Source organism: Mesorhizobium sp. WSM4840 (genome assembly GCF_055811755.1).
Window position 1 is genome coordinate 14007 of the sequence record NZ_JBVVQD010000025.1, and the last position, 19197, is coordinate 33203.

General features: G+C 63.8%; 18 protein-coding genes and 2 pseudogenes. 13 read left to right on the forward strand and 7 right to left on the reverse strand.

Going from position 1 to position 19197, the window contains the following annotated elements:
- Positions 1-497: 497 nt before the first annotated feature.
- The 3 genes and pseudogenes from AC0L3I_RS26955 to AC0L3I_RS26965 all read right to left on the reverse strand — a co-directional run bounded on the left by AC0L3I_RS26955 (position 498) and on the right by AC0L3I_RS26965 (position 2998).
- Positions 498-842 (reverse strand): aminotransferase class I/II-fold pyridoxal phosphate-dependent enzyme, encoded by a 345-nt coding sequence (locus tag AC0L3I_RS26955; protein WP_473528934.1) that lies wholly within the window; start codon positions 840-842, stop codon positions 498-500.
- Positions 843-1160: 318 nt separating this feature from the next.
- Positions 1161-1367 carry a BBE domain-containing protein gene (locus AC0L3I_RS26960; protein ID WP_473528862.1) on the reverse strand — a complete coding sequence of 69 codons (207 nt, stop codon included), beginning with the start codon at positions 1365-1367 and terminating at the stop codon, positions 1161-1163.
- Between the two features lie 730 nt (positions 1368-2097).
- Positions 2098-2998: pseudogene (locus AC0L3I_RS26965) on the reverse strand (LysR family transcriptional regulator).
- Between the two features lie 114 nt (positions 2999-3112).
- Here AC0L3I_RS26965 and AC0L3I_RS26970 point away from each other — a divergent pair.
- The 3 genes from AC0L3I_RS26970 to AC0L3I_RS26980 are packed head-to-tail and all read left to right on the forward strand — an operon-like array spanning position 3113 to position 5831.
- Positions 3113-4045 carry a ring-cleaving dioxygenase gene (locus AC0L3I_RS26970; RefSeq protein WP_473528863.1) on the forward strand — a complete coding sequence of 311 codons (933 nt, stop codon included), beginning with the start codon at positions 3113-3115 and terminating at the stop codon, positions 4043-4045.
- Between the two features lie 60 nt (positions 4046-4105).
- On the forward strand, positions 4106-4708 hold the full coding sequence (locus tag AC0L3I_RS26975) for an alpha/beta hydrolase (RefSeq protein ID WP_473528864.1): 603 nt from the start codon (positions 4106-4108) through the stop codon (positions 4706-4708).
- Positions 4709-4760: 52 nt separating this feature from the next.
- Positions 4761-5831 carry a maleylacetate reductase gene (locus tag AC0L3I_RS26980; protein ID WP_473528865.1) on the forward strand — a complete coding sequence of 357 codons (1071 nt, stop codon included), beginning with the start codon at positions 4761-4763 and terminating at the stop codon, positions 5829-5831.
- Between the two features lie 493 nt (positions 5832-6324).
- Here the strand turns inward: AC0L3I_RS26980 and AC0L3I_RS26985 are convergent, their stop codons facing one another.
- Positions 6325-6735 (reverse strand): nucleotidyl transferase AbiEii/AbiGii toxin family protein, encoded by a 411-nt coding sequence (locus AC0L3I_RS26985; protein WP_473528866.1) that lies wholly within the window; start codon positions 6733-6735, stop codon positions 6325-6327.
- 697 nt (positions 6736-7432) lie between these two features.
- Here AC0L3I_RS26985 and AC0L3I_RS26990 point away from each other — a divergent pair.
- Genes AC0L3I_RS26990 through AC0L3I_RS27000 form a run of 3 tightly spaced genes read left to right on the forward strand, consistent with a single transcriptional unit; the run spans position 7433 to position 10474 of the window.
- Entirely contained in the window at positions 7433-8593 is a 1161-nt protein-coding gene (locus AC0L3I_RS26990; protein WP_473528867.1) for an efflux RND transporter periplasmic adaptor subunit, read from the forward strand.
- A complete protein-coding gene (locus AC0L3I_RS26995; protein ID WP_473528868.1) occupies positions 8590-9735 on the forward strand; it encodes an ABC transporter permease in 1146 nt (381 codons plus the stop codon). Before AC0L3I_RS26990 ends, AC0L3I_RS26995 begins: the two co-directional genes overlap by 4 nt.
- Before the next feature lie 4 nt (positions 9736-9739).
- Complete coding sequence (locus AC0L3I_RS27000) at positions 9740-10474, forward strand: ABC transporter ATP-binding protein (protein WP_473528869.1); 735 nt, start codon at positions 9740-9742, stop codon at positions 10472-10474.
- On the opposite strand, the gene AC0L3I_RS27005 is transcribed toward AC0L3I_RS27000, so the two are convergent.
- Entirely contained in the window at positions 10471-10923 is a 453-nt protein-coding gene (locus tag AC0L3I_RS27005; protein ID WP_473528870.1) for a hypothetical protein, read from the reverse strand. The genes AC0L3I_RS27000 and AC0L3I_RS27005 overlap by 4 nt on opposite strands.
- Here AC0L3I_RS27005 and AC0L3I_RS27010 point away from each other — a divergent pair.
- On the forward strand, positions 10907-11434 hold the full coding sequence (locus AC0L3I_RS27010) for an AraC-like ligand-binding domain-containing protein (RefSeq protein WP_473528871.1): 528 nt from the start codon (positions 10907-10909) through the stop codon (positions 11432-11434). The genes AC0L3I_RS27005 and AC0L3I_RS27010 overlap by 17 nt on opposite strands.
- Before the next feature lie 134 nt (positions 11435-11568).
- A complete protein-coding gene (locus AC0L3I_RS27015) occupies positions 11569-11841 on the forward strand; it encodes a helix-turn-helix domain-containing protein (protein WP_473528935.1) in 273 nt (90 codons plus the stop codon).
- A gap of 262 nt (positions 11842-12103) precedes the next feature.
- On the opposite strand, the gene AC0L3I_RS27020 is transcribed toward AC0L3I_RS27015, so the two are convergent.
- Both AC0L3I_RS27020 and AC0L3I_RS27025 read right to left on the reverse strand, forming a co-directional pair.
- Entirely contained in the window at positions 12104-12235 is a 132-nt protein-coding gene (locus AC0L3I_RS27020; RefSeq protein ID WP_473528872.1) for a hypothetical protein, read from the reverse strand.
- A 133-nt stretch (positions 12236-12368) separates the two neighbouring features.
- Positions 12369-12653, reverse strand: coding sequence for an ArsR/SmtB family transcription factor (locus tag AC0L3I_RS27025; protein ID WP_473528873.1), 285 nt, complete (start codon positions 12651-12653; stop codon positions 12369-12371).
- 215 nt (positions 12654-12868) lie between these two features.
- On the opposite strand from AC0L3I_RS27025, the pseudogene AC0L3I_RS27030 reads away from it, so the two are divergent.
- From AC0L3I_RS27030 to AC0L3I_RS27050, 5 genes and pseudogenes are all read left to right on the forward strand, one after another.
- A pseudogene (locus tag AC0L3I_RS27030) lies at positions 12869-14160 on the forward strand (NAD(P)/FAD-dependent oxidoreductase).
- A gap of 27 nt (positions 14161-14187) precedes the next feature.
- A complete protein-coding gene (locus AC0L3I_RS27035) occupies positions 14188-14391 on the forward strand; it encodes a YgaP family membrane protein (RefSeq protein WP_473528874.1) in 204 nt (67 codons plus the stop codon).
- Positions 14392-14471: 80 nt separating this feature from the next.
- The gene (locus tag AC0L3I_RS27040) at positions 14472-15470 is read left to right on the forward strand and encodes an efflux RND transporter periplasmic adaptor subunit (protein ID WP_473528875.1); all 999 of its coding nucleotides are present in this window, start codon (positions 14472-14474) and stop codon (positions 15468-15470) included.
- On the forward strand, positions 15467-18745 hold the full coding sequence (locus tag AC0L3I_RS27045) for an efflux RND transporter permease subunit (RefSeq protein WP_473528876.1): 3279 nt from the start codon (positions 15467-15469) through the stop codon (positions 18743-18745). Before AC0L3I_RS27040 ends, AC0L3I_RS27045 begins: the two co-directional genes overlap by 4 nt.
- A gap of 26 nt (positions 18746-18771) precedes the next feature.
- Positions 18772-19149 carry a carboxymuconolactone decarboxylase family protein gene (locus AC0L3I_RS27050; protein WP_473528877.1) on the forward strand — a complete coding sequence of 126 codons (378 nt, stop codon included), beginning with the start codon at positions 18772-18774 and terminating at the stop codon, positions 19147-19149.
- The last annotated feature ends 48 nt before the right edge of the window (positions 19150-19197 follow it).

The window sequence follows — 19197 nt, forward strand, 5'->3', positions numbered from 1 at the left end:
TGCTGCGGCGTTTCGCAAATTCGCCGCGCGGCGCTACCGGCCGGAGCTTTATTATATGCGTGGCCCGGGGCCAGCCACCGCCCGCCGTGCGGGCACGCCACAGCAAAACCGGTCCATCGACCACTACGCGTAACCTGCTTCGCGGACGGCTGGCGCTCTTGCCCGGAGTGCCAGCCGCGCCGTTCCGTACCGGTCAATTCAGATCAATGAAGGGACGATCTGATCATGGTTGCAATTCATGCTGTCGCAGTTGGTCCATTTCGCAGGTGGTTACGCCTCCACGCCGAGCGAAAGGCTCTGTTATCGGCAACGGACCAGTTGAGCCGTTTACCCGATGGCGTCCTTGGCGACATCGGCATCTCTCGTGACGAAATCATGTGCGCTTTGCGAAGCCGCGCCACCCGCCCTGCGGTCGCACCAACTCCTGGACGTCTGCGCCGGGCACAGCTAAGGTCGCATTCGACCTGAAGTGTCCCTTCCCTTTCGAGAACTGGGGCTCAGCTCAGCAGTTCCGAGATAGCCCGCGCGAAGACCGGCAGAGCGCGGTCGACCATGGCGTCGGTGGCGGTCATCCTGACCCGCAGTCGGCCCGGCAGCCCGGCGAGGCTGCCCGGCAGCACCCAGACGCCCTCGGTGGCAAGCCGCGCGGCGAATGCCCCATCGTCCGGCATCGGGGAGCGTGGGATGAGATAGAAGGTGCCCTCTGGCCTCGGCACGTCGTAGCCGGCCGCCCGCAGCCCTTCCACCATGCGGTCGCGTCGCCGTGGCAGGGCGGCAACGTCGATGCAGAGTTCCTCCAAATCGGCAGCGCGCGCTGCAGCGTCCGCCCCGCGAATGCCCAGCCGTGCGAGACCTGAGCCATATCCACCGCCTCACGCAGCGCGATCGGCCTCGGGCATATCTGGACAGAGCGCCAGCCAGCCCAGCCGCTCACCGTGCGCGGGCGCTTCGCAATACGGACGCGCCGGCTCGAGCGGCCAAAGCGCGATATACTCAGCCATTCTGACCAGAAAGCCTTGCAAGATCGGAGCCGATCCAACCTGTGAGGTTTGTAACGAGACGAGCTTGCGTGTGTGGGCCGCAGCGCCGTGAATCGAACGGCCATAGCCGCGCGCCAATGGCGTGCGGGCGGGGCCCCGCTCTTCGTGACCGGCCGTAAGCTAGAGCGTCGGCTGGATGTTCTGGTTCAAGCGGAAGAAGTTGGTTGGATCGTATGTGGTCTTGAGTGCGACGAGGCGCGGATAATTCGCGCCGTAAGCTGCGCGCACGCGATCCTCGCCCTCGTCGCCGAGATTGTTGGCGTAGACCCCTCCCGTCGAATAGGGCCTCAGCGCGTTCCACATCGCACGCGCCCATTCGATATTCATGCTGTCCTCGGCCGGATCGTCCCAGATCGCAATCGGGAAACAGTCGTAAAGCGCTTCGCGGTTCGCATGCCTCGTCCGACCTCGGGGAAACCGTTCCCCCGGCCTGCACGGTACTGGCGATGGCCGACCATGCCGCGGGCATCTGGTCGAAGCTTTTCACTCCCGCGCTGGGATGACTGAGAAAGCGAACCATCTCGTTCAGGATGACGCGCTGCTCCTTGTCCTGGACATCGCCGTTCCCGAGTTGGAGCGTCGCTTGGGTCAGCAGGTACATCCATGACCAGTGAAGGACGGTCGCTTTCTTCACGGAGGCGGCGCTCAACTGCACCGGGTGATGCGAAGGCAACGGTGCGAACTGATTCGAGATAGTGATGAGCGCGTTTACACCGTTCATCTTCGCAATATCGAGGTAGCTGTCGAGCCGCTGCGGTGTCAGTTCCGAGTTCCCTACCTTGGCTTCCACCAATGCCGTCCAGGTTTTGCTTCCTGTCTTCAGGATCAGCAGGCCATCGGGCCGGAACGTCTTGTCTCCGCCCTTTTTCAGGACGACTTCGTGTAGGTTTCAATCTTAGCCCGAGAGCCCGCGCGAACACCGAAGTCGGCGAGAAACGACTTCCCGAACTCGCTCCTCTCGAGGCAGGCAATCAGGATCGAGAGGGTCCTCCCTTCTTTGGAGGTAGCGGAGAAGCGGCCGACGGCACCCCCCGACTTGCCCGACTACTCTGTCGGCTCACAGAGGCCGGGTGTCTTTCACGTAGTGCTCGAAGAAATCCGAGAACGTCGCCACCCGCAGCGGCAGTTGCGCGTAGGGCGGATAGTAGAGCGTCAGCCAGATCTCCGGCGCGGTCCACTCCGGCAGGACCTCCACCAGGCGTCCTGTGCCAAGATCGTCTTCGACAATGAAGCGCGGCAGGAGCGCTATGCCCTCCCCGTTCATCACGAGCCGCGCAAGGAAGGCGCCGTTGTTGGCGCTGAAGCCGCCTTCCGCCCTGTGGCTGCGGCGGCTCGCTCCCTTGGACAGTTCCCAGGTCTCTATCCCTGCGTCCTGGCTGTAGCTCAGGCACGAGAACCCGGTCAGGTCCTCCGGCTTCTCCGGAGCGCCCCGCTGGGCCAGGTAGGCGGGAGCGGCGACGAGCGTCCGGGGCACCCTGCAGACCTTTCCGCCAGATCGTCGACTTGTCAGAGGGAGGACCGGAGATACGGATGGCCAAGTCGTAGTCGTCCTCGACGATGTCGACGAAACGGTCGGATAGCGTCAGCGCGACATGGGTCTGCGGAAAGAGCGTCGCGAACTGCGACAGCACCGCCGGCAGTAGCTTCAGTCCCAACGACATAGGCGCGCTGACACGGATCAGGCCTGACGTGATGCCCTGCGCTTCCATCGTCTCGGAAGCCGCTTCGGCGATTCCGTGCACCAGCGGAGCGACGCGCGCGGCATAAACCGCTCCTGCCGAGGTGAGCGACACCTGCCGCGTGGTCCGCAGGAGAAGCTGCACGCCAAGCCTTTCCTCCAGCGCGGCCACCGCACGCGTGACGGAGGCGGGAGTCATGCCGAGCTGGCGAGCGGCTCCATTGAAGCTCCGGTGCTCGGCGACCGCCAGGAAGACACGAAGGGATTCGAGCTCGCCCATCTCATCACCATTGCAAAGGGCGCAACAATATCTGCCGGATTATGTCTATTCTGTTGCTCTGCGGCAAACCCTACCTTCTGGGCAACGAAACACCAGAACCCACGGAGATCCACAATGATCGAACAGATCAAGGGCCTGCACCACGTCACGTCGATGGCGGCGGACGCCCAGCAGAACAACGACTTCTTCACCAAGCAGCTAGGCCTGCGCCGGGTCAAGAAGACCGTCAACTTCGACGCTCCCGATGTCTATCACCTCTATTACGGCGACGAGACCGGAAGCGCCGGCACGATCATGACCTATTTTCCCTTCCCGCACATCGCGAAGGGACGCCGGGGCGCCGGCGAGGCTTCCGAAACCGTCTTCGCCGTGCCGCGCGGAACGCTCGGCTACTGGAAGGAGCGTTTTGAGGCGCAGGGCGTCTCGGGGCTGGAAGAGCAGGAGCGGTTCGGCGGGAAGCGGCTTCGTTTCTTCGGACCCGACGGCGACGGCTTCGCGCTGGTGGAAGTGGACGGCGACAACCGCAAGCCCTTCGACGGCGGTCCGGTGCCGGAGAGCGTCGGGGTGCACGGCTTCCATGGCGTGACCATGCGCCTTCGGGACGGCGGCGCCACCAGCGAGTTGCTGAAATACATGGGATACGAGGAAGTCGACCGCCAGGGTGATCTGACCCGGCTGGCCATGCCCGGCGGCAACGGCGCCGACTTCATCGACCTCGAGGTCCTGCCCGGCGCGGCTCCCGCGCGTCAGGGCGCAGGGTCGGTCCATCATGTCGCCTTCGCGGTCAAGGACCGCAAGGACCAGCTCGAGGTGCGGAAGGCGCTGATCGACACGGGCTACAACGTCACCCCGGTGATCGACCGCGACTACTTCTGGGCGATCTATTTCCGCACGCCGGGCGGCGTGCTGTTCGAGGTGGCGACCAACGAGCCGGGTTTCGACAGGGACGAGGACACGGCTCATCTCGGCGAGGCGTTGAAGATCCCCGCCCAGCACGAGCACCTGCGCCCCCGGATCGAGCAGATCCTGACGCCGATCACAGGGTGAAGTCCCAAACGAAACCGCCGCCCAGGTGCGGCGGTTTTCACCCATCGAAGGATTCGAACAATGTCCAAATCGGCCTATCACCACATCGCCAAGGCGCCCGCCGCAGGCGCTCCGCTGGTCTTCACCTTCCATGGCACGGGAGGCGACGAGCACCAGTTCACTGGGCTGCTCCAGCAACTCCTGCCCGATGCGGGAATCGTCTCGCCGCTCGGCGATGTCTCGGAACACGGCGCCGCCCGTTTCTTCCACCGGACAGGAGAAGGCGTCTACGACATGGATGACCTCGCTGCTCGCACTGACAAGATGAAGGGGTTCATCCGGACCCATAAGGAAGTCAATCCCGGAGCACCCGTTTATGGGCTGGGGTACTCGAACGGCGCGAACATCCTGGCCTCCGTCATCTTCGAAGCGCCGGAGCTATTCGAGCGAGTGGTGCTGATGCATCCCCTCATCCCCTGGACGCCCACGCCCAACCCGGCTTTGAAGTCAGTGTCGGTGCTGGTCACGGCGGGACAGCGCGACCCGATCTGCCCCCTTCCGATGACGCAGTCGTTGGTCGCCTGGCTGGAAGCGCAGGGCGCTCAAGTGGAACTCGCGCTGCATGGCGGCGGCCACGAAATACGGCAGGAAGAACTCGCCGCGCTTGGCAAGTTCCTTATGTGATCCAGCCGGGGCGTCATTGCGACGCACCGTTGCTGACCGGGATGAGTTCGCGATGATCCAGAATTTCATTTACCAGGCGCTTCCTGCGCGCGTCGTGTTCGGGAGCGGAACGGTCTCGCACGTAAAGGCCGAGGCCGAGCGGCTCGGCGGCAGACGGGCCATCGTGCTCAGCACTCCAGGACGGGGGGAACGCCTGGCCGAAGACATCGCCGGACATCTCGGCTCCCTCGGCGCAGGCGTGTGCGCCCGGGCCGCGATGCACACGCCCGTCGAGGTCACCGAGAGCGCGCTCGCAGCCGTGCAGGAGACGGGCGCTGACATTCTTGTTGCGGTCGGAGGCGGCTCCACGATCGGGCTTTCCAAGGCGCTCGCGCTCCGCTCCGACCTGCCCCAGATCGTGCTGCCGACGACCTATGCCGGGTCGGAAATGACTCCCGTTCTCGGCGAGACGGCCGAGGGCCGCAAGACGACGCAGCGCAACCCGAAGGTCCTGCCGGAGACGGTGATCTACGATGTCGAGCTGACCCTGACCCTTCCCGCTTCGGTATCTGCTACCTCGGGCATGAACGCTATCGCGCATGCGGTGGAGGCTCTTTACGCCGAGGACGGCAACCCGGTGGTGTTGCTCATGGCGGAGGAAGGCATAGCAAGGATGGCGCGGGCGCTTCCGCGGATAGCCGCCGACCCCAGCGACGCGGAGGCCAGGACGGACGCCCTCTACGGGGCTTTCCTGTGCGGCTCTGTCCTCGGCGTGACGACGATGGCGCTGCATCACAAGCTCGCCCATGTGCTGGGCGGGATGTTCGATCTGCCGCATGCGGAGACCCACACGGCCCTGTTGCCGCACAGCATGGCCTACAACGCGGCCGCCGCGCCTGATGCGATGGAGCGGATATCGCGGGCCATCGACGCGCCGGACGCGTCGCGAGGCATCCACGATCTTGCGATGTCCCTCGGCGCGTCCATGGCGCTCCGCGATCTCGGCATGCCCGAAGAGGGCATTGACGCCGCCGTCGACGAGGCGCTTGCCAATCCCTACGGGAATCCACGCCCGCTTGATGCGTCTGGCCTCAGGGCGTTGCTGGCACGTGCGTGGAAGGGGGAAGCGCCGTCAGCTTGCTGAGGCGCGCTGCTCGAGCGCCTGTCGGCAGAATGCCGGCGCGCCTGAAGTTGAGACGGCCGCCCCGACGGTAGCTGTGGCTTCGGGGCGTTGCCGCGCGGGAACCGGGTGGACTTGGGCAGGATCGCCAATCAACCTAAGGGTCAAAGTCGCATAAGATTGCAGTGCGGAACCCAACAGCGGGCCTCAGCCGGATCCCATCCATCACTAATGGCCTGATGTTCCGGCGTGAATCGGAGTGGGGTCTCGATGCCGTTCGGCGTCCTATTCAGTTGATTTCATTGCAAGTAGGAGGGGCAATGGATGCCGCCGATTCACAGTCTGGGGGCAATGGCGTCCTGCCGACCTGGGTGAGCTCATCAAACCTGGCTCTCGCGCTCGGGGTTCCAAGACGGAGATCGATGGCGCCGTTTGGTGGCAGCCAACTCTCGACGAACTAAGGGCCGCAAAGAGGCGGCTCGCTCATGAGAGAGAAGGCGGACGCGGTTGTGAACAGCTACTTGCCGTTGATGCTCTGCTCGATCTGCCGGGCCGAGGCCAGGATATCGTCGAAGCTCGGCGGTGCGCCGAAGATCATGGCGGTCGTGTTGGCATAGTCGCGCGCGAGCGCGTCCACCATCTCGGGGCTCGGCGCGATTGCGAAGCTGCCTGGGACTGCTGAAGCGAGGTCATAGTCGGGACGGTCGAAAAACATTCGTGCGTGCCGCACACAATCGGCGCCAAGATCGAGATCGCCGAGCGCGGCCTTTCCGGTCTCGGATCCGAGAAGACAGTGCAGGTCATAGTAGTGCCGAGACACCCGCTGGCCTTCCTGCCGCAGTTCGCCGCGCCGCTCGTACCAGCGGCGCAATCCATGGGCGATCACCACCTTGTCCCAAAAGGTACGGGTCGCCTCGATCGTGGTCACGTCGGCGACGGTGAGATCAATGCCTGCCGCTGGGGGGCGGTTCGGGGCACCACTTTGCCGGGAGCGGCCCTGGGAGGCACCTCCACTTGGATCCGGCCGTCGTGGACCAGACGCGGCATCGAACTGGGCTGCAATGCCCGCCGACGGGCGTCTGCCTCCTGCTGCCAGACAACCAGCACGTCGATATTGAAGCCGATGGCTCGCTGCACTTCAGCCGAGGTGGCGAACCGTCGCGCTGTCCGCCTCTTCGGAAATGGCGCGGATCGGGACCGGCGGTTGCCACGAAGGACCGGCCGACCATCAGGTCCATTCTTATTATTCAGACAAAGTACATTGGTGACGCTGTCTGAAAGCAGACATCGCCGGCGACTACGCTGGAGGTCGCGGTTGCGCCATGTCCGGACGTCGGCCCCCTGTAATCCAACGGTCGGTTAGGCCCAAAAAGTGGACGTTGCCTATCGGGGGCGGCTTGGCAGGTCGACGGCACAACGGCCTCCTTCCTGCCTGACGAACAGACGCCGCAGTTTGATTCAGGTCATTGCGAGTACCGCGGCCAAGGTGCAGCAAGACAGCATGAGCCGTGCCGTGCTCATCGTAAGGAACGTATATGCTTGAAGTTCCAAAGCCGATCATGAAGGAGACCCCTTCCGTCGCCGGAAAGGCACAGGACCAAGTCGTCGGGAAGGCACGTCGACCTGTGACCGCTCGTGTGCTCTTGCTCGCCATCGTGCTGGCCGTCGCCATTGGCGCGGGTCTCGGCGCATGGGCGATGTTCCTGCGCCCAATCGAGGTTCACGTCGCGGCCGTCGAACGAGACGTGCCCGTGCAGGTGTTCGGCCTCGGGACGGTCGAGGCGCGCGTCACATCCAAGATCGGTTTCAAGGTATCCGGCGTCGTGGTCGATTTGCGCGCTGATGTTGGCGAGCACGTCGCCAAGGGTGCGGTTCTCGCCCGCCTTGATGACCGGGAGCAGAGCGCACAGGTCGCCCGGGCAAACGCGATGGTCCAACAGGCCGAAGCCAATCTTCAAAGGGCTACTGCAAGCGTCGAAAAGGCTCAGGCGAACTACGCGAACGCCAAGAGCATCAACGAGCGTCGGCAAATGCTGCTGAAGGGCAACAGCACCTCTGTCGAAGCCGCGCAGACGGCGCAGGCGGCACAGGATGCGGCGCTTGCCGATGTGAATCTGGCACAGAGCGATGTCCTGGTGGCCAAGGCCAACATCGGCGATGCCAAAGCACAGCAGTTGCTGCAATCAACTATATTGGAATTTTACACCCTTACCGCACCCTACGACGCCATGGTGACCGCGCGCCTCAAGGAACTTGGCTCGGCGCTCGGCGCGGGCGAGCCGGTGTTCACGCTGATCGATCCCAGGACCGTGTGGGCGCTCGCCTATATCGACGAGAGCAAGGCCGGCGAGATCTCTGTCGGCGAGCCCGCCGAGATTGTGCTGCGATCTCAGCCAGGTCGGCGCATCGCTGGCCACGTGGTGCGCATCCAGCCGGAAAGCGATCGCGTCAACGAGGAACGGCGCGTCGAGATTGCCTTCGACACGCTGCCGGCTGACTTGTACCTCGGCGAACAGGCCGAGGCCCACATCACGACCGTCCGGCTTCCGCAAGCCCTATTGGCCCCGGAAGCGGCGATCACCGGGCTCGGCGCCAATCAAGGAACCGTATGGACCGTCGAGGACGGATACCTGGAGCAGCGCAACGTGACGCTTGGGCGCCGGTTGCTGGACGGGCGCTTTGAGATCACCGGGGGCGTCCCGGAGCACGCCCTCGTCGTCACGACGTTACGAAGCGGACTGCGCGTCGGCCGTGCGGCAAAGGTCGCCGAAGGGTCAAGTCGATGAATCTGGCCTACCGGGACATCAAGCACAATCTGCTGCGTTTCGTCCTGACCAACTTCGGATTGAGTCTGCTGCTCGGCATCGTGATCATGATCACCGGCGTTTATGGCGGCCTGATCGATGACGCATTGCGTCAGGCCCGTGCGGCCAACGCGGATCTCTGGGTGGTCGAGGCCGGGACCAACGGGCCGTTTGCCGAGTCATCGCGTATTCCGGGCGACACCAGGGAATTAGTCAGCCGGGTTTACGGTATAGAGCGCGCCGGCGCCGTCACTTATCAATCGGTGCAGACCGAGCTGAACGGCAAGCCGCTCCGCCTGTTCCTCATCGGCTTCGAGCCCGGCCGGCCCGGCGGGCCCCGCAAGCTGTCGACCGGGCGCGACGTTCTGCGCGACCATTACGAAATGATCATCGATCGCTCCGCCAGTCTAAAGCTCGGACAGGAAGTGCCGCTGGGCACCCACGGGCACAACTTCACGGTCGTCGGCCTGATGCGTGCGGAAGTCACATCGTCCGGCGATCCCGTCGGCTACATCACCTTGCACGACGCTCAAGCGCTGCAGTTCGAACTTGCCCCTCCGGCCGCGCGGCGCGAGGCCGCCCGCGGCGGAACGGCTGAAACCAACGACCAGATCAACGCGGTCATCGCCAAGGTGTCGCCCTTTGTCCCGATCAATGAGGTGGCCACGGCGCTGTCGCGCTGGAAACACCTCACTACACTCACGCAGGAACAGCAGGAGACCTTGCTGAGCAAATTCGTCATCGAGAAAGCGCGCAGTCAGCAGATGATGATCATGGTGCTGCTGGTGATTGTATCGGCGGTGATTATTGCCTTGATCATCTACACGATGACGATGGACAAGGTGCGCTCGATCGCCACGCTCAAATTCGTCGGTGCTCCTGATCGCACCATCGTCGGCCTTGTCGTCCAGCAGGCCCTGTCGATGGGGCTGTTAGGTTATTTCGCCGGCCTCGCTCTGGTTCTTACATTCAAGCCCTATTTCCCGAGGCGGCTCGTGTTGGATCCCGAAAGCATCACGGTCGTGTTCGTCATCACGATCGTGGTCTGCCTGGCTGCGAGCACGCTCGGCATTCGGCTAGCCCTGAAGGTGGACCCCGCCGCAGCGCTCGCAGCTTCGGGGTAGGACGATGGCGGAGACGGACAGACAGGCCGTTGTGCGCGTCGAACATCTCTCCAAGCATTTCGGCGCGGGGAGTGCGCGGGTCGACGCGTTGATCGACATCAACTTGGAGGTCTTTCCCGGCCAGGTCGTCGGACTGATGGGCCCGAGCGGCTCCGGCAAGACCACGCTGCTCAATTGCGTCGCCTGCATTCTGGAGCCGAGCAGCGGTCGCATCACGCTGGACGGCGAAGTCGTCTATGATGACCGCTGGCTCAAGTCCGATCTGCGCCGCCTTCGGCTCGACAAGATCGGCTTTATCTTCCAGTACCCCAATCTGCTGCCGTTCCTCGACGGCAGCGACAATGTCGCCATCGTGCTCCACCTCGCCGGCTTCGGCGCTGCGGCAGCGCGCAACCGCGCCGTCGACCTGCTCGATTATCTGGAGGTCGGTCACCGCAAGCATGCGATGCCAGCACAGCTCTCCGGCGGCGAAGCCCAACGCGTGGCGATCGCCCGCGCGCTCGCCAATCGGCCGCGAATTATTCTCGCGGACGAACCGACTGCACCGCTCGATTCCGTGCGCGCGCGCATCGTGATGGATTTGTTGCGCCGGATCGCGATCGACCAGAACGCAGCCATCATCGTGGTCACGCACGACGAGATGATTCTGGACCGCTTCGACCATATATTCCGGTTGCGCGACGGCCGGCTAGAGACTGCGACCGGCGAACTCTCGCGATCCCCGGTGGGAGCTATCTAAGGATTTTTCGTCTCGTCGCTCTCGTGCGCTGGCGGGCTCGCCGCTTGCTGCTGTTTTCCCAAAAGACCGGCGAGAAGTCCCATCAGCCCATACGTGGGCATGGCAGACCCTGGTGATGCCCTCGATCCGCCCACAAGCCTGACGAGGCCCCCGACGACCATGATGCCGAGAAAGATCAGTATCGGGAAGGGAACGCGCCCGAGCAGCCAGGCCCATGCCGACGGAACGTTAACGTCGATCATGACATGCTGCTTGCGCAGCTCCGGCATCAGCGCGGGGTCGCCGAAGTCGGGGATACGCGTGCTGAAGGTGTCGCGTTGCGCCGTGCCGATGCTGGCGGGCGCGTCGGACGTTGTGGCGCTGAGATTCTTGACAAGCGAGCTTCCCGATCGTGAGTGCATGCCGATGTGGCGCGAGGAATTCGGGCAGAGGATGCTGCACGTCGACATCGAACCCTTGCCGGGTGCGCCGTTTCATGTTGATGCGACGCTGCACTCGCTGCATGGTTTGCGCACCCTTTCGTTTACGAGCTCGCCCATGCGCTTGCAGCGCACGCAAGCGAACCTTGCTGATGGCGATGAAACTATCGGCATGATTGTCAACTTGAGCGCGAGCGCGACCGTTTCGCAGCGTGATCGGGATACAGCGCTTAGTGCCGGTGAGGCTATCGCTCTTCTGCACACGGAGCCGGCCACTGTCACTTATGCACGGGGCTCGCATCTTGCGCTGGTACTTCCACGCGAAGCACTTGAGTCACGCTTGACAGATATCGACGACGCGACCATGCGGCTTATCTCGCAGCGCAACGAGGCGCTGCGTCTTCTGCTAGCTTATCTGAGGCTGGTGCGTGGGAAGGTCCGTCCGGCCCCATCCGAACTGCGCGATGCGGTAGCGACGCACGTTTACGATCTTGTAGCGCTCGCGGTGGGGCACACGCCCCTTTCGGAGAGAGCAGCTTAAGCGCTGTTGCAGCCGCCCGCCTGGGTGAGGTTCTCGACTACATCGCCGCGTTCTTCCAAGATCCGGAACTTAGCATTGGGTCTGTCGCGCGACATCTCAACATTTCGCCGCGCTATCTGCAGCGTTTGTTGGAGATGGCGGCAACCTCGTTCACCGAGCGCGTGAATGAGTTGAGGCTGCAACGGGTCCTTACGCTGCTCACCGATGGGCGCGACAGCCCACGTCGGATTTCCGACATCGCGTTGGAGGTCGGTTTTTCCGACATTTCGCACTTCAATCGCTTATTCCGTGCGCGCTTCGGCGACACGCCAAGCGGCATCCGGACGCACGCTGCAGTGCGCGGTAGCAATGCGCCTAACACCGGAATTGAAAACCTCGCGGCCCAATCGATCGCCCCCCACGCGTGAATAATGTAGCACAACGTTAGCGAGTGGAGCCCGCCAGATATTAGAGCATGCTAAACGACGGCTGTGGGTGGAACTTTGTCGTTCCCTGCGTCCGTCGGAACGAGCCTGTTGTGCCAAGTGCAGTCGTTGCTCCGGTCCTTGCTGTGCATCCGGTTAGCGTCTGAAACACGACCTTGGCGCCCAGCGTTTGTGTGACGGACGCGTATTGGATGGCGGAAGGTCATCACTTCGAAGAGGAACCTTGACCTCAGAACAGATCAGGTCAAAGCGGCGCATCGATACGCCACACTTTCGGCCGAGTGGGTTCCCGACTGGCGATCCTGGTGCCGGCGCGACCTTCGATGATATCCAGCGCATCTTCGAGCGCGCTGATGCCGGCGATGCCGCCTGTCATGACGACGAATTCTCGCGCCGCTTCGACTCGGCCTCATCGATCCGGCAGCAAGCCCTTTGGCGGCAACTGGTAGGTCCTGTCATCGCGGATTCGGGCGAAGGAGAGCTTCGGGGCGCTCCTTGGACTGGGGGCCTCACCTTGACTTGCAAAACGCCGCGTGGAGCGCCTCGACCACGGTCAGGACCTCGGGTCGGGTGATCCGGTAATAGACCGTCGTTCCCACCCGGCGCGATTCGACCAGCCCGTCCGCCCTCAAGCGCATCAATTGCTGCGACATCGGCACCTGATCGATGCCGAGCGCCTCACGCAGTTCGGCGACTGATTTCTCTTCCCCACCCAACGCGCATAGCACCAGCAATCGCTGAGGATGCGACAGGCTGCGCATCAGCTCGGCAGCCTTGTCGGAGGCGGGGATCATTTCTTTTACATTCATGATCTTGAATTTAAAATATTTGAATGTTACATGCAAGCACGAAAGCCGGTTGGTGCCGAAACACTATCCGGTCGAAATCGGAGTGTTTGCCGTGATGCGCAGTCGGTCATCTTCCAGCGGGATTTGAGCCGGATCAAGGCGCAAGCGCGCGGCGGGTGGAAGAAACAATGTCGGCGGTCCCGCACAAGGAGGAAATGCCCATGTCGCATATCGTCGTTCTCGGCGCCGATCTCGGCGGCGTCATCATGGCCTACGAGATGAAGGACAAGATGCGCCCGTCGGACAGGCTGACGGTCGTCAATCTCGGCTCCACCTATTCTTTCGTACCGTCCAATCCCTGGGTCGCGGTCGGCTGGCGCCGGCCGGAGGAGATAACTGTCGATCTCGCGCCGATCTTCAAGCGCACGGGCATTGATCTCAAGCCCGAGGGCGCCAGGCGCGTCCATCCCGCGGAAAATCGGGTCGAGCTCAACGACGGCTCGTTTCTCGAATACGATTGCCTGATCCTCGCCACGGGCCCCGATCTTGCCTTCGACGAGATTCCCGGCCTCGGACCGGCCGGCAACACGCAATCCGTCTGCCAGACCGCCCACGCAGTTGATGCAAAAGGCGCATTCGACGCACTGGTCAAGTCGCCAGGGCCGATCGTGGTGGGTGCGGTTCAGGGCGCCTCCTGTTTCGGCCCCGCTTACGAGTTCGCCTTCATACTCGACACTGCCCTGAGGCGCGCAAAGAAGCGAGACCAGGTGCCGATGACCTTCGTCACGCCGGAGCCATACATCGGCCATCTCGGGCTCGAGGGCGTCGGCGATACCAAGGGCCTGCTCGAGAGCGCGATGCGCGAGCGTCACATCAAATGGATCACCAATGCCAAGGTGACGAAGGTCGAGCCGGGCCGCATGTTCGTCGAGGAGGTCAACGAGGACGGCCTGACCAAGGCCGCCCATGAGCTTCCCTTCGCATTCTCGATGATGCTGCCCGCCTTCCGCGGCGTGCCGGCGGTCTACGGGATCGAAGGACTCACCAATCCGCGCGGCTTCGTCACGATCGACAAGCATCAGCGCAACCCGAATTTCCCGAACGTATTCGCGATCGGCGTCGGCGTCGCCATTCCCCCCGTCGGCAAGACGTCGCTGCCGGTCGGCGTGCCGAAGACCGGCTTCATGATCGAATCGATGGTGACGGCGGCTGCGGAAAATGTCGGCGCCCTCCTGCGTGGTAAAGAGCCGAGGGCGGTCGCGAGCTGGAATGCGGTCTGTCTTGCCGACTTCGGCGACGAGGACATCGCCTTCGTGGCGCAGCCGCAGATTCCGCCGCGCAACGTCAACTGGTCGTCGCAGGGCAAGTGGGTGCACGCGGCCAAGATCGGCTTCGAGAAGTATTCCTCCGCAAGGTCCGGCAGGGCAAGAGCGAGACGTTCTACGAGAACCTCGTCCTCGACATGCTGGGCATCAACAAGCTCAAGCAAGTCCACCTCGAACCGACCGAATGAGTGCGGTTCCCATACTAGGAGATGAAGATGACTCTCGATCGTGCCGTCCTGATGTTTGCCGGGTTCCTGGTGCTCTCCTCCCTCGCGCTTGGCTTCTACGTGTCGCCCTACTGGTATCTGCTGACGGCCTTCGCAGGGCTGAACATGATGCAGGCCTCCGTCACCGGCTTTTGTCCGGTGGCGATCGCCTTCAGGAAGCTCGGCTGCAAGCCGGGCGTCGCCTTCAAGTAGCGGAATACCAAAACTGCTTGATTCCCCGCGGGCCTGAAAAGGGCCCGCGGCACCTTCCGCGCATTTCCATAGAGGTTCCGATGTCTCGGTCCAAAGCCCTTGTCCTAGCCCTGCTAATAGCCGGTGCCGCTTTTCCGGCCGCGGGCGCTGAATTCACGGCCAGGACGATCACCATTCCAGAGATGAAGGCGGTGTTCGGACAGGTGCAGAGCCGGATGGTGGTGCCGGCGCGCGCCCGCATCGGCGGCACGATCCGCGAGGTCAATGTCGCCGAGGGCAGCCAGGTCGAGGAAGGGCAGGTCGTCGCCACGGTCGTCGATGAGAAGATCGCTCTCGAGCTCGGCGCGGCCGAAGCCAAGATCATGGAACTGCGCTCGCAGCTCGATAACGCCAGGACCGAACTCGACCGGGCCGAACAGCTCTTCGCGCGCGGCATCGCGCCCCAGGGCCGTGTTGATCAGGCCAAGACGCAATTCGAGGTCGCCGTCAATCAGCTTGCCGCCGCCGAGGCGGGCAAGGCGGTCATCGAGGAGCAGGCGCGCGAGGGTGCGATTCTCGCCCCAGCATCGGGGCGCGTGCTGACCGTGCCGGTCACGCCCGGCTCCGTCATCATGCCCGGCGAGGAGATAGCGCGCGTTGCAACCGGGCAATACTATCTGCGCCTCTCGCTGCCCGAGCGGCATGCCGCCGAGATCACCGAAGGTAACATGGTGCTGATCGGCAGGCGCGGGCTCGGCAGGAATCCGGAGGCGGAGACCGAGCGCGAGGGACGTGTCGTCAAGGTCTATCCCGAGATCTCGGAAGGCCGCGTCATCGCCGACGTCGAGGTGGACGGCCTCGGCGACTATTTCGTGAACGAGCGCACGCTCGTGCGGATTCCCGTCGGCAGCCGCAGCGCCATTGCCGTCCCGCCGGAGGCGGTGACGACACGCCACGGCGTCGACTATGTCGGCGTGGCAACCGCTGGCGGCAAGACGGACGTCGCGGTCATCCTCGGAGAGACCTTCCTGGACGAAGGTGGTCCGCTGGTGGAGATACTCACCGGCCTGCGCGACGGCGACGAGGTGCGGATCCCATGAAGCTCGGAATAGCCGGCGGCCTGACGCGCTCGTTCATCGCCTCGCCGCTCACGCCCCTCTTCCTGATTACAGCCTTCGTGCTCGGCCTCGTCGCGCTGATCACGCTGCCGCGCGAGGAAGAGCCGCAGATTTCCGTGCCCATGGTGGACATCCATGTCCAGGCTAACGGGCTGAAGGCGGAGGATGCAGTCAAACTGGTCACCGAGCCACTCGAGACCCTCGTCAAGAGCATTGACGGGGTCGAGCATGTCTATTCGCAGACACAGGACGACGGCGCGCTCATCACCGCCCGCTTCCTCGTCGGCACGAGCGCCGATGCAGCAATCCTGCGCGTGCACGACAAGGTCCGCGCCAATATGGATCGCATCCCGGTCGGCGTTCCGGAGCCGCTGATCGTCGGACGCGGCATCGACGATGTCGCCATCGTCGTCGTGACCCTCACACCGAAGCCAGAGGCGGCGCCACGTTGGACAGCGAACGGTTTGACGCGGCTTGCACGCGAACTGCAGGTCGAGGTTGCGAAGCTGCCCGATATCGGGCTGACTTATATCGTCGGCGAGCAGCCCGAGGAAATCCGCGTCGAGCCCGATCCGGAAAAGCTGTCTCTCCACGGCATCACGCTCCAGCAGCTGACCGCCAAGGTCGAAGGCGCCAACCGGTCGTTCCAGGCCGCGCGTGTTCGCGACGACGGTGAGCAACGCACGCTGGTCGCCGGCCAAACGCTGCAGACGCAGGCCCAGATCGGAAATCTCCTGCTTACCGCACGCGACGGGCGGCCGGTCTATGTGCGCGACGTGGCCGATGTCTTGCTGGCAACGGAGCCGAACGAGACGCGCGTGACGGAAGTGCGCAGGACCGAGGACGGACTCGAGCGCATGCCGGCAGTCTCGCTGGCGATCGCGAAGCGGCCCGGCACCAATGCCGTCGTCATCGCGGAGAACATCATCCACCGTCTCGAACAGGTGCGCGGGCAGATCTTTCCTGAAGATGTCGAGATGACGATCACGCGTGACTACGGCGAGACCGCCAACGAGAAGGCCAACGAGCTTCTATTTCATCTCGGTCTTGCCACGGTTTCGATCGTGCTCCTCGTCGCCTTCGCGATCGGCTGGCGTGAGGCGCTCGTGGTCGCGGTCGTCATTCCGACAACGATCCTGCTGACGCTGTTCGCGTCCCGGATCATGGGTTACACGCTCAACCGGGTCAGCCTGTTCGCGCTGATCTTCTCGATCGGCATCCTGGTGGACGACGCCATCGTGGTGATCGAAAACATCGCCCGTCACTGGGCCATGAAGGATGGCCGCACGCGCACCCAGGCAGCGATCGAGGCCGTCGCCGAGGTCGGGAACCCAACAATCGTTGCGACCCTGACGGTCGTCGCCGCGCTCCTGCCGATGCTCTTCGTGTCGGGCCTGATGGGGCCGTATATGAGCCCGATCCCGGCCAATGCCTCGGCCGCCATGCTGTTTTCCTTCTTCGTCGCGGTAACGCTGACGCCGTGGCTGATGATCAAGTTCACCGGCAAGTCGGGCGCGGCGGGCCATGGCCACGGTCACGGCGCCGAACACGGCGGCCGGCTCGGAAAGGCCTATGTCGCGGTTGCGCGGCCTATCCTGAAGTCGCGCGCGCGAGCCTGGACATTCCTGCTTCTCGTCGGCTTCGCGACGATGGCTTCGCTCGGCCTCATCTACACTAGGGACGTAACGGTCAAGCTGCTGCCGTTCGACAACAAGGCGGAGCTGCAGGTGGTGGTCGACCTGCCGGAAGGCTCTTCCGTCGAGGCGACCGATCGCGTCCTCCAGCAGGTCGTCGACCGTCTGGCCGGCGTCCCCGAGATCGTCTCGTTTCAGAGCTATGCGGGCACGTCCGCACCGTTCAACTTCAATGGTTTGGTGCGGCACTATTACCTGCGCTCCTCGCCCGAGATGGGCGACGTTCAGGTCAACCTCCTACCCAAGGGCGAGCGTGATCACGCAAGCCACGACGTCGCGCTCGACATGCGTGAGCGCCTGGGCGACCTCGACCTGCCGGCCGGCACGTCGATCAAGGTGGTGGAGCCACCGCCTGGGCCGCCGGTGATGGGCACGCTGCTCGCCGAAATCTACGGCCCGGATCCAGAGACCCGGCGCGCTGTCGCCGCCAAGGTGCGGGAGACTTTCGAGAGCGTCCCGTTCGTCGTGGATGTGGACAATTCCTTCGGTGTGCAGCACGAGCGCGTTCGCCTCAGCGTCGACCAGGACAACCTCGAATATTACCGGGTCGAGCAGGGCGACGTATACGATTCGATCCGCTATCTCTATGCGGGCTCGACTGTCGGCTATTCGCATCGCGGCGAGGGTCGCCAGCCGATCCCGATCCGCATCGCGCTCGCCAAGGGTCAGAAGGTGGTCGGTGAGCGAGCGCTTACCACGCCGGTCCCTGCCAATGCGCTGCCGGGCGGGCGCGGCATCGTCGAACTCGGCGACGTGGTGACCATGAGCCGCGAGCCCGCCTCTTATCCCATCTTCCGGCACAACGGCCGCGCTGCCGAGATGGTGACGGCGGAACTGGCCGGTCAATTCGAGGCACCGGTCTACGGCATGGTGGCGGTCGCCGACGCGATCGAGGCCGCCGATTGGGGCGATGTGCCGAAGCCGGTGATCAAGCTCAACGGACAGCCGGACGACGAGTCGGTCCCGACTCTGCTGTGGGACGGCGAGTGGGAGGTGACCTGGGTCACGTTCCGCGACATGGGCGCCGCCTTCATGGTCGCGATCCTCGGCATCTACATCCTCGTCGTCGCGCAGTTCGGCTCGTTCAAGCTGCCGCTGGTCATCCTGACGCCGATCCCGCTCACCTTCATCGGCATCATGATCGGCCACTGGCTGTTCGCCGCGCCGTTCTCGGCGACCTCCATGATCGGCTTCATCGCGCTGGCGGGCATCATCGTGCGCAACTCGATCCTGCTCGTCGACTTCATCCGCGAGGCGCGCACGCCGGACCGGGCGCTGATCGACGTGCTGCTCGAAGCCGGCGCCATTCGCTTCAAGCCGATCCTGCTCACGGCGGTGGCGGCCATGATCGGCGCAGCAGTGATCCTGACGGATCCGATCTTTCAGGGCCTGGCGATCTCGCTGCTGTTCGGCCTCGCCTCCTCGACCGCGCTCACCGTGCTCGTCATCCCGGCGATCTACATCGCACTCAGGGGTGACGGGCGGAAGGGGAGGCCGGGAGCGGACGAGGAGCCGGACGTGTCGGAGCCGCATAGGCCACAGCAGGAGCTCGAGCCGGCCTGATTAAACACATCGCTCATGGAGACATCATGCATATCGACTGGAAGAACCTGACCGGCGAACTCATCGGGCCGCTGCGCGAGTTGCGCGGCGGGGCGCCCGAGGTGATGAAGAGCTTTTCCGGCGTCGCCCAAGCCGCGCTCAAGGCCAATGCACTCGACACCAAGACCAAGGAGCTGATTGCGCTCGGCATTTCCGTCGCGATCCGCTGCGACGACTGTATCGGCTTCCACGCCAAGGCCGCCGTGGAGCAGGGAGCGAGCCGCGAAGAGGTGCTCGAAACGCTCGGCATGGCGATCTATATGGGCGCCGGTCCGTCGGCCATGTATGCGAGCCATGCGATCGAGGCCTTCGATCAGTTTGCGCGCGCCAAAGCCGACGCCGAGCCGTTGGCGAAAGCTTCCTGAACTCGCGCCGATGTCGTCTGACGGGCGTCCCGCTAAAGTTCACTTGAA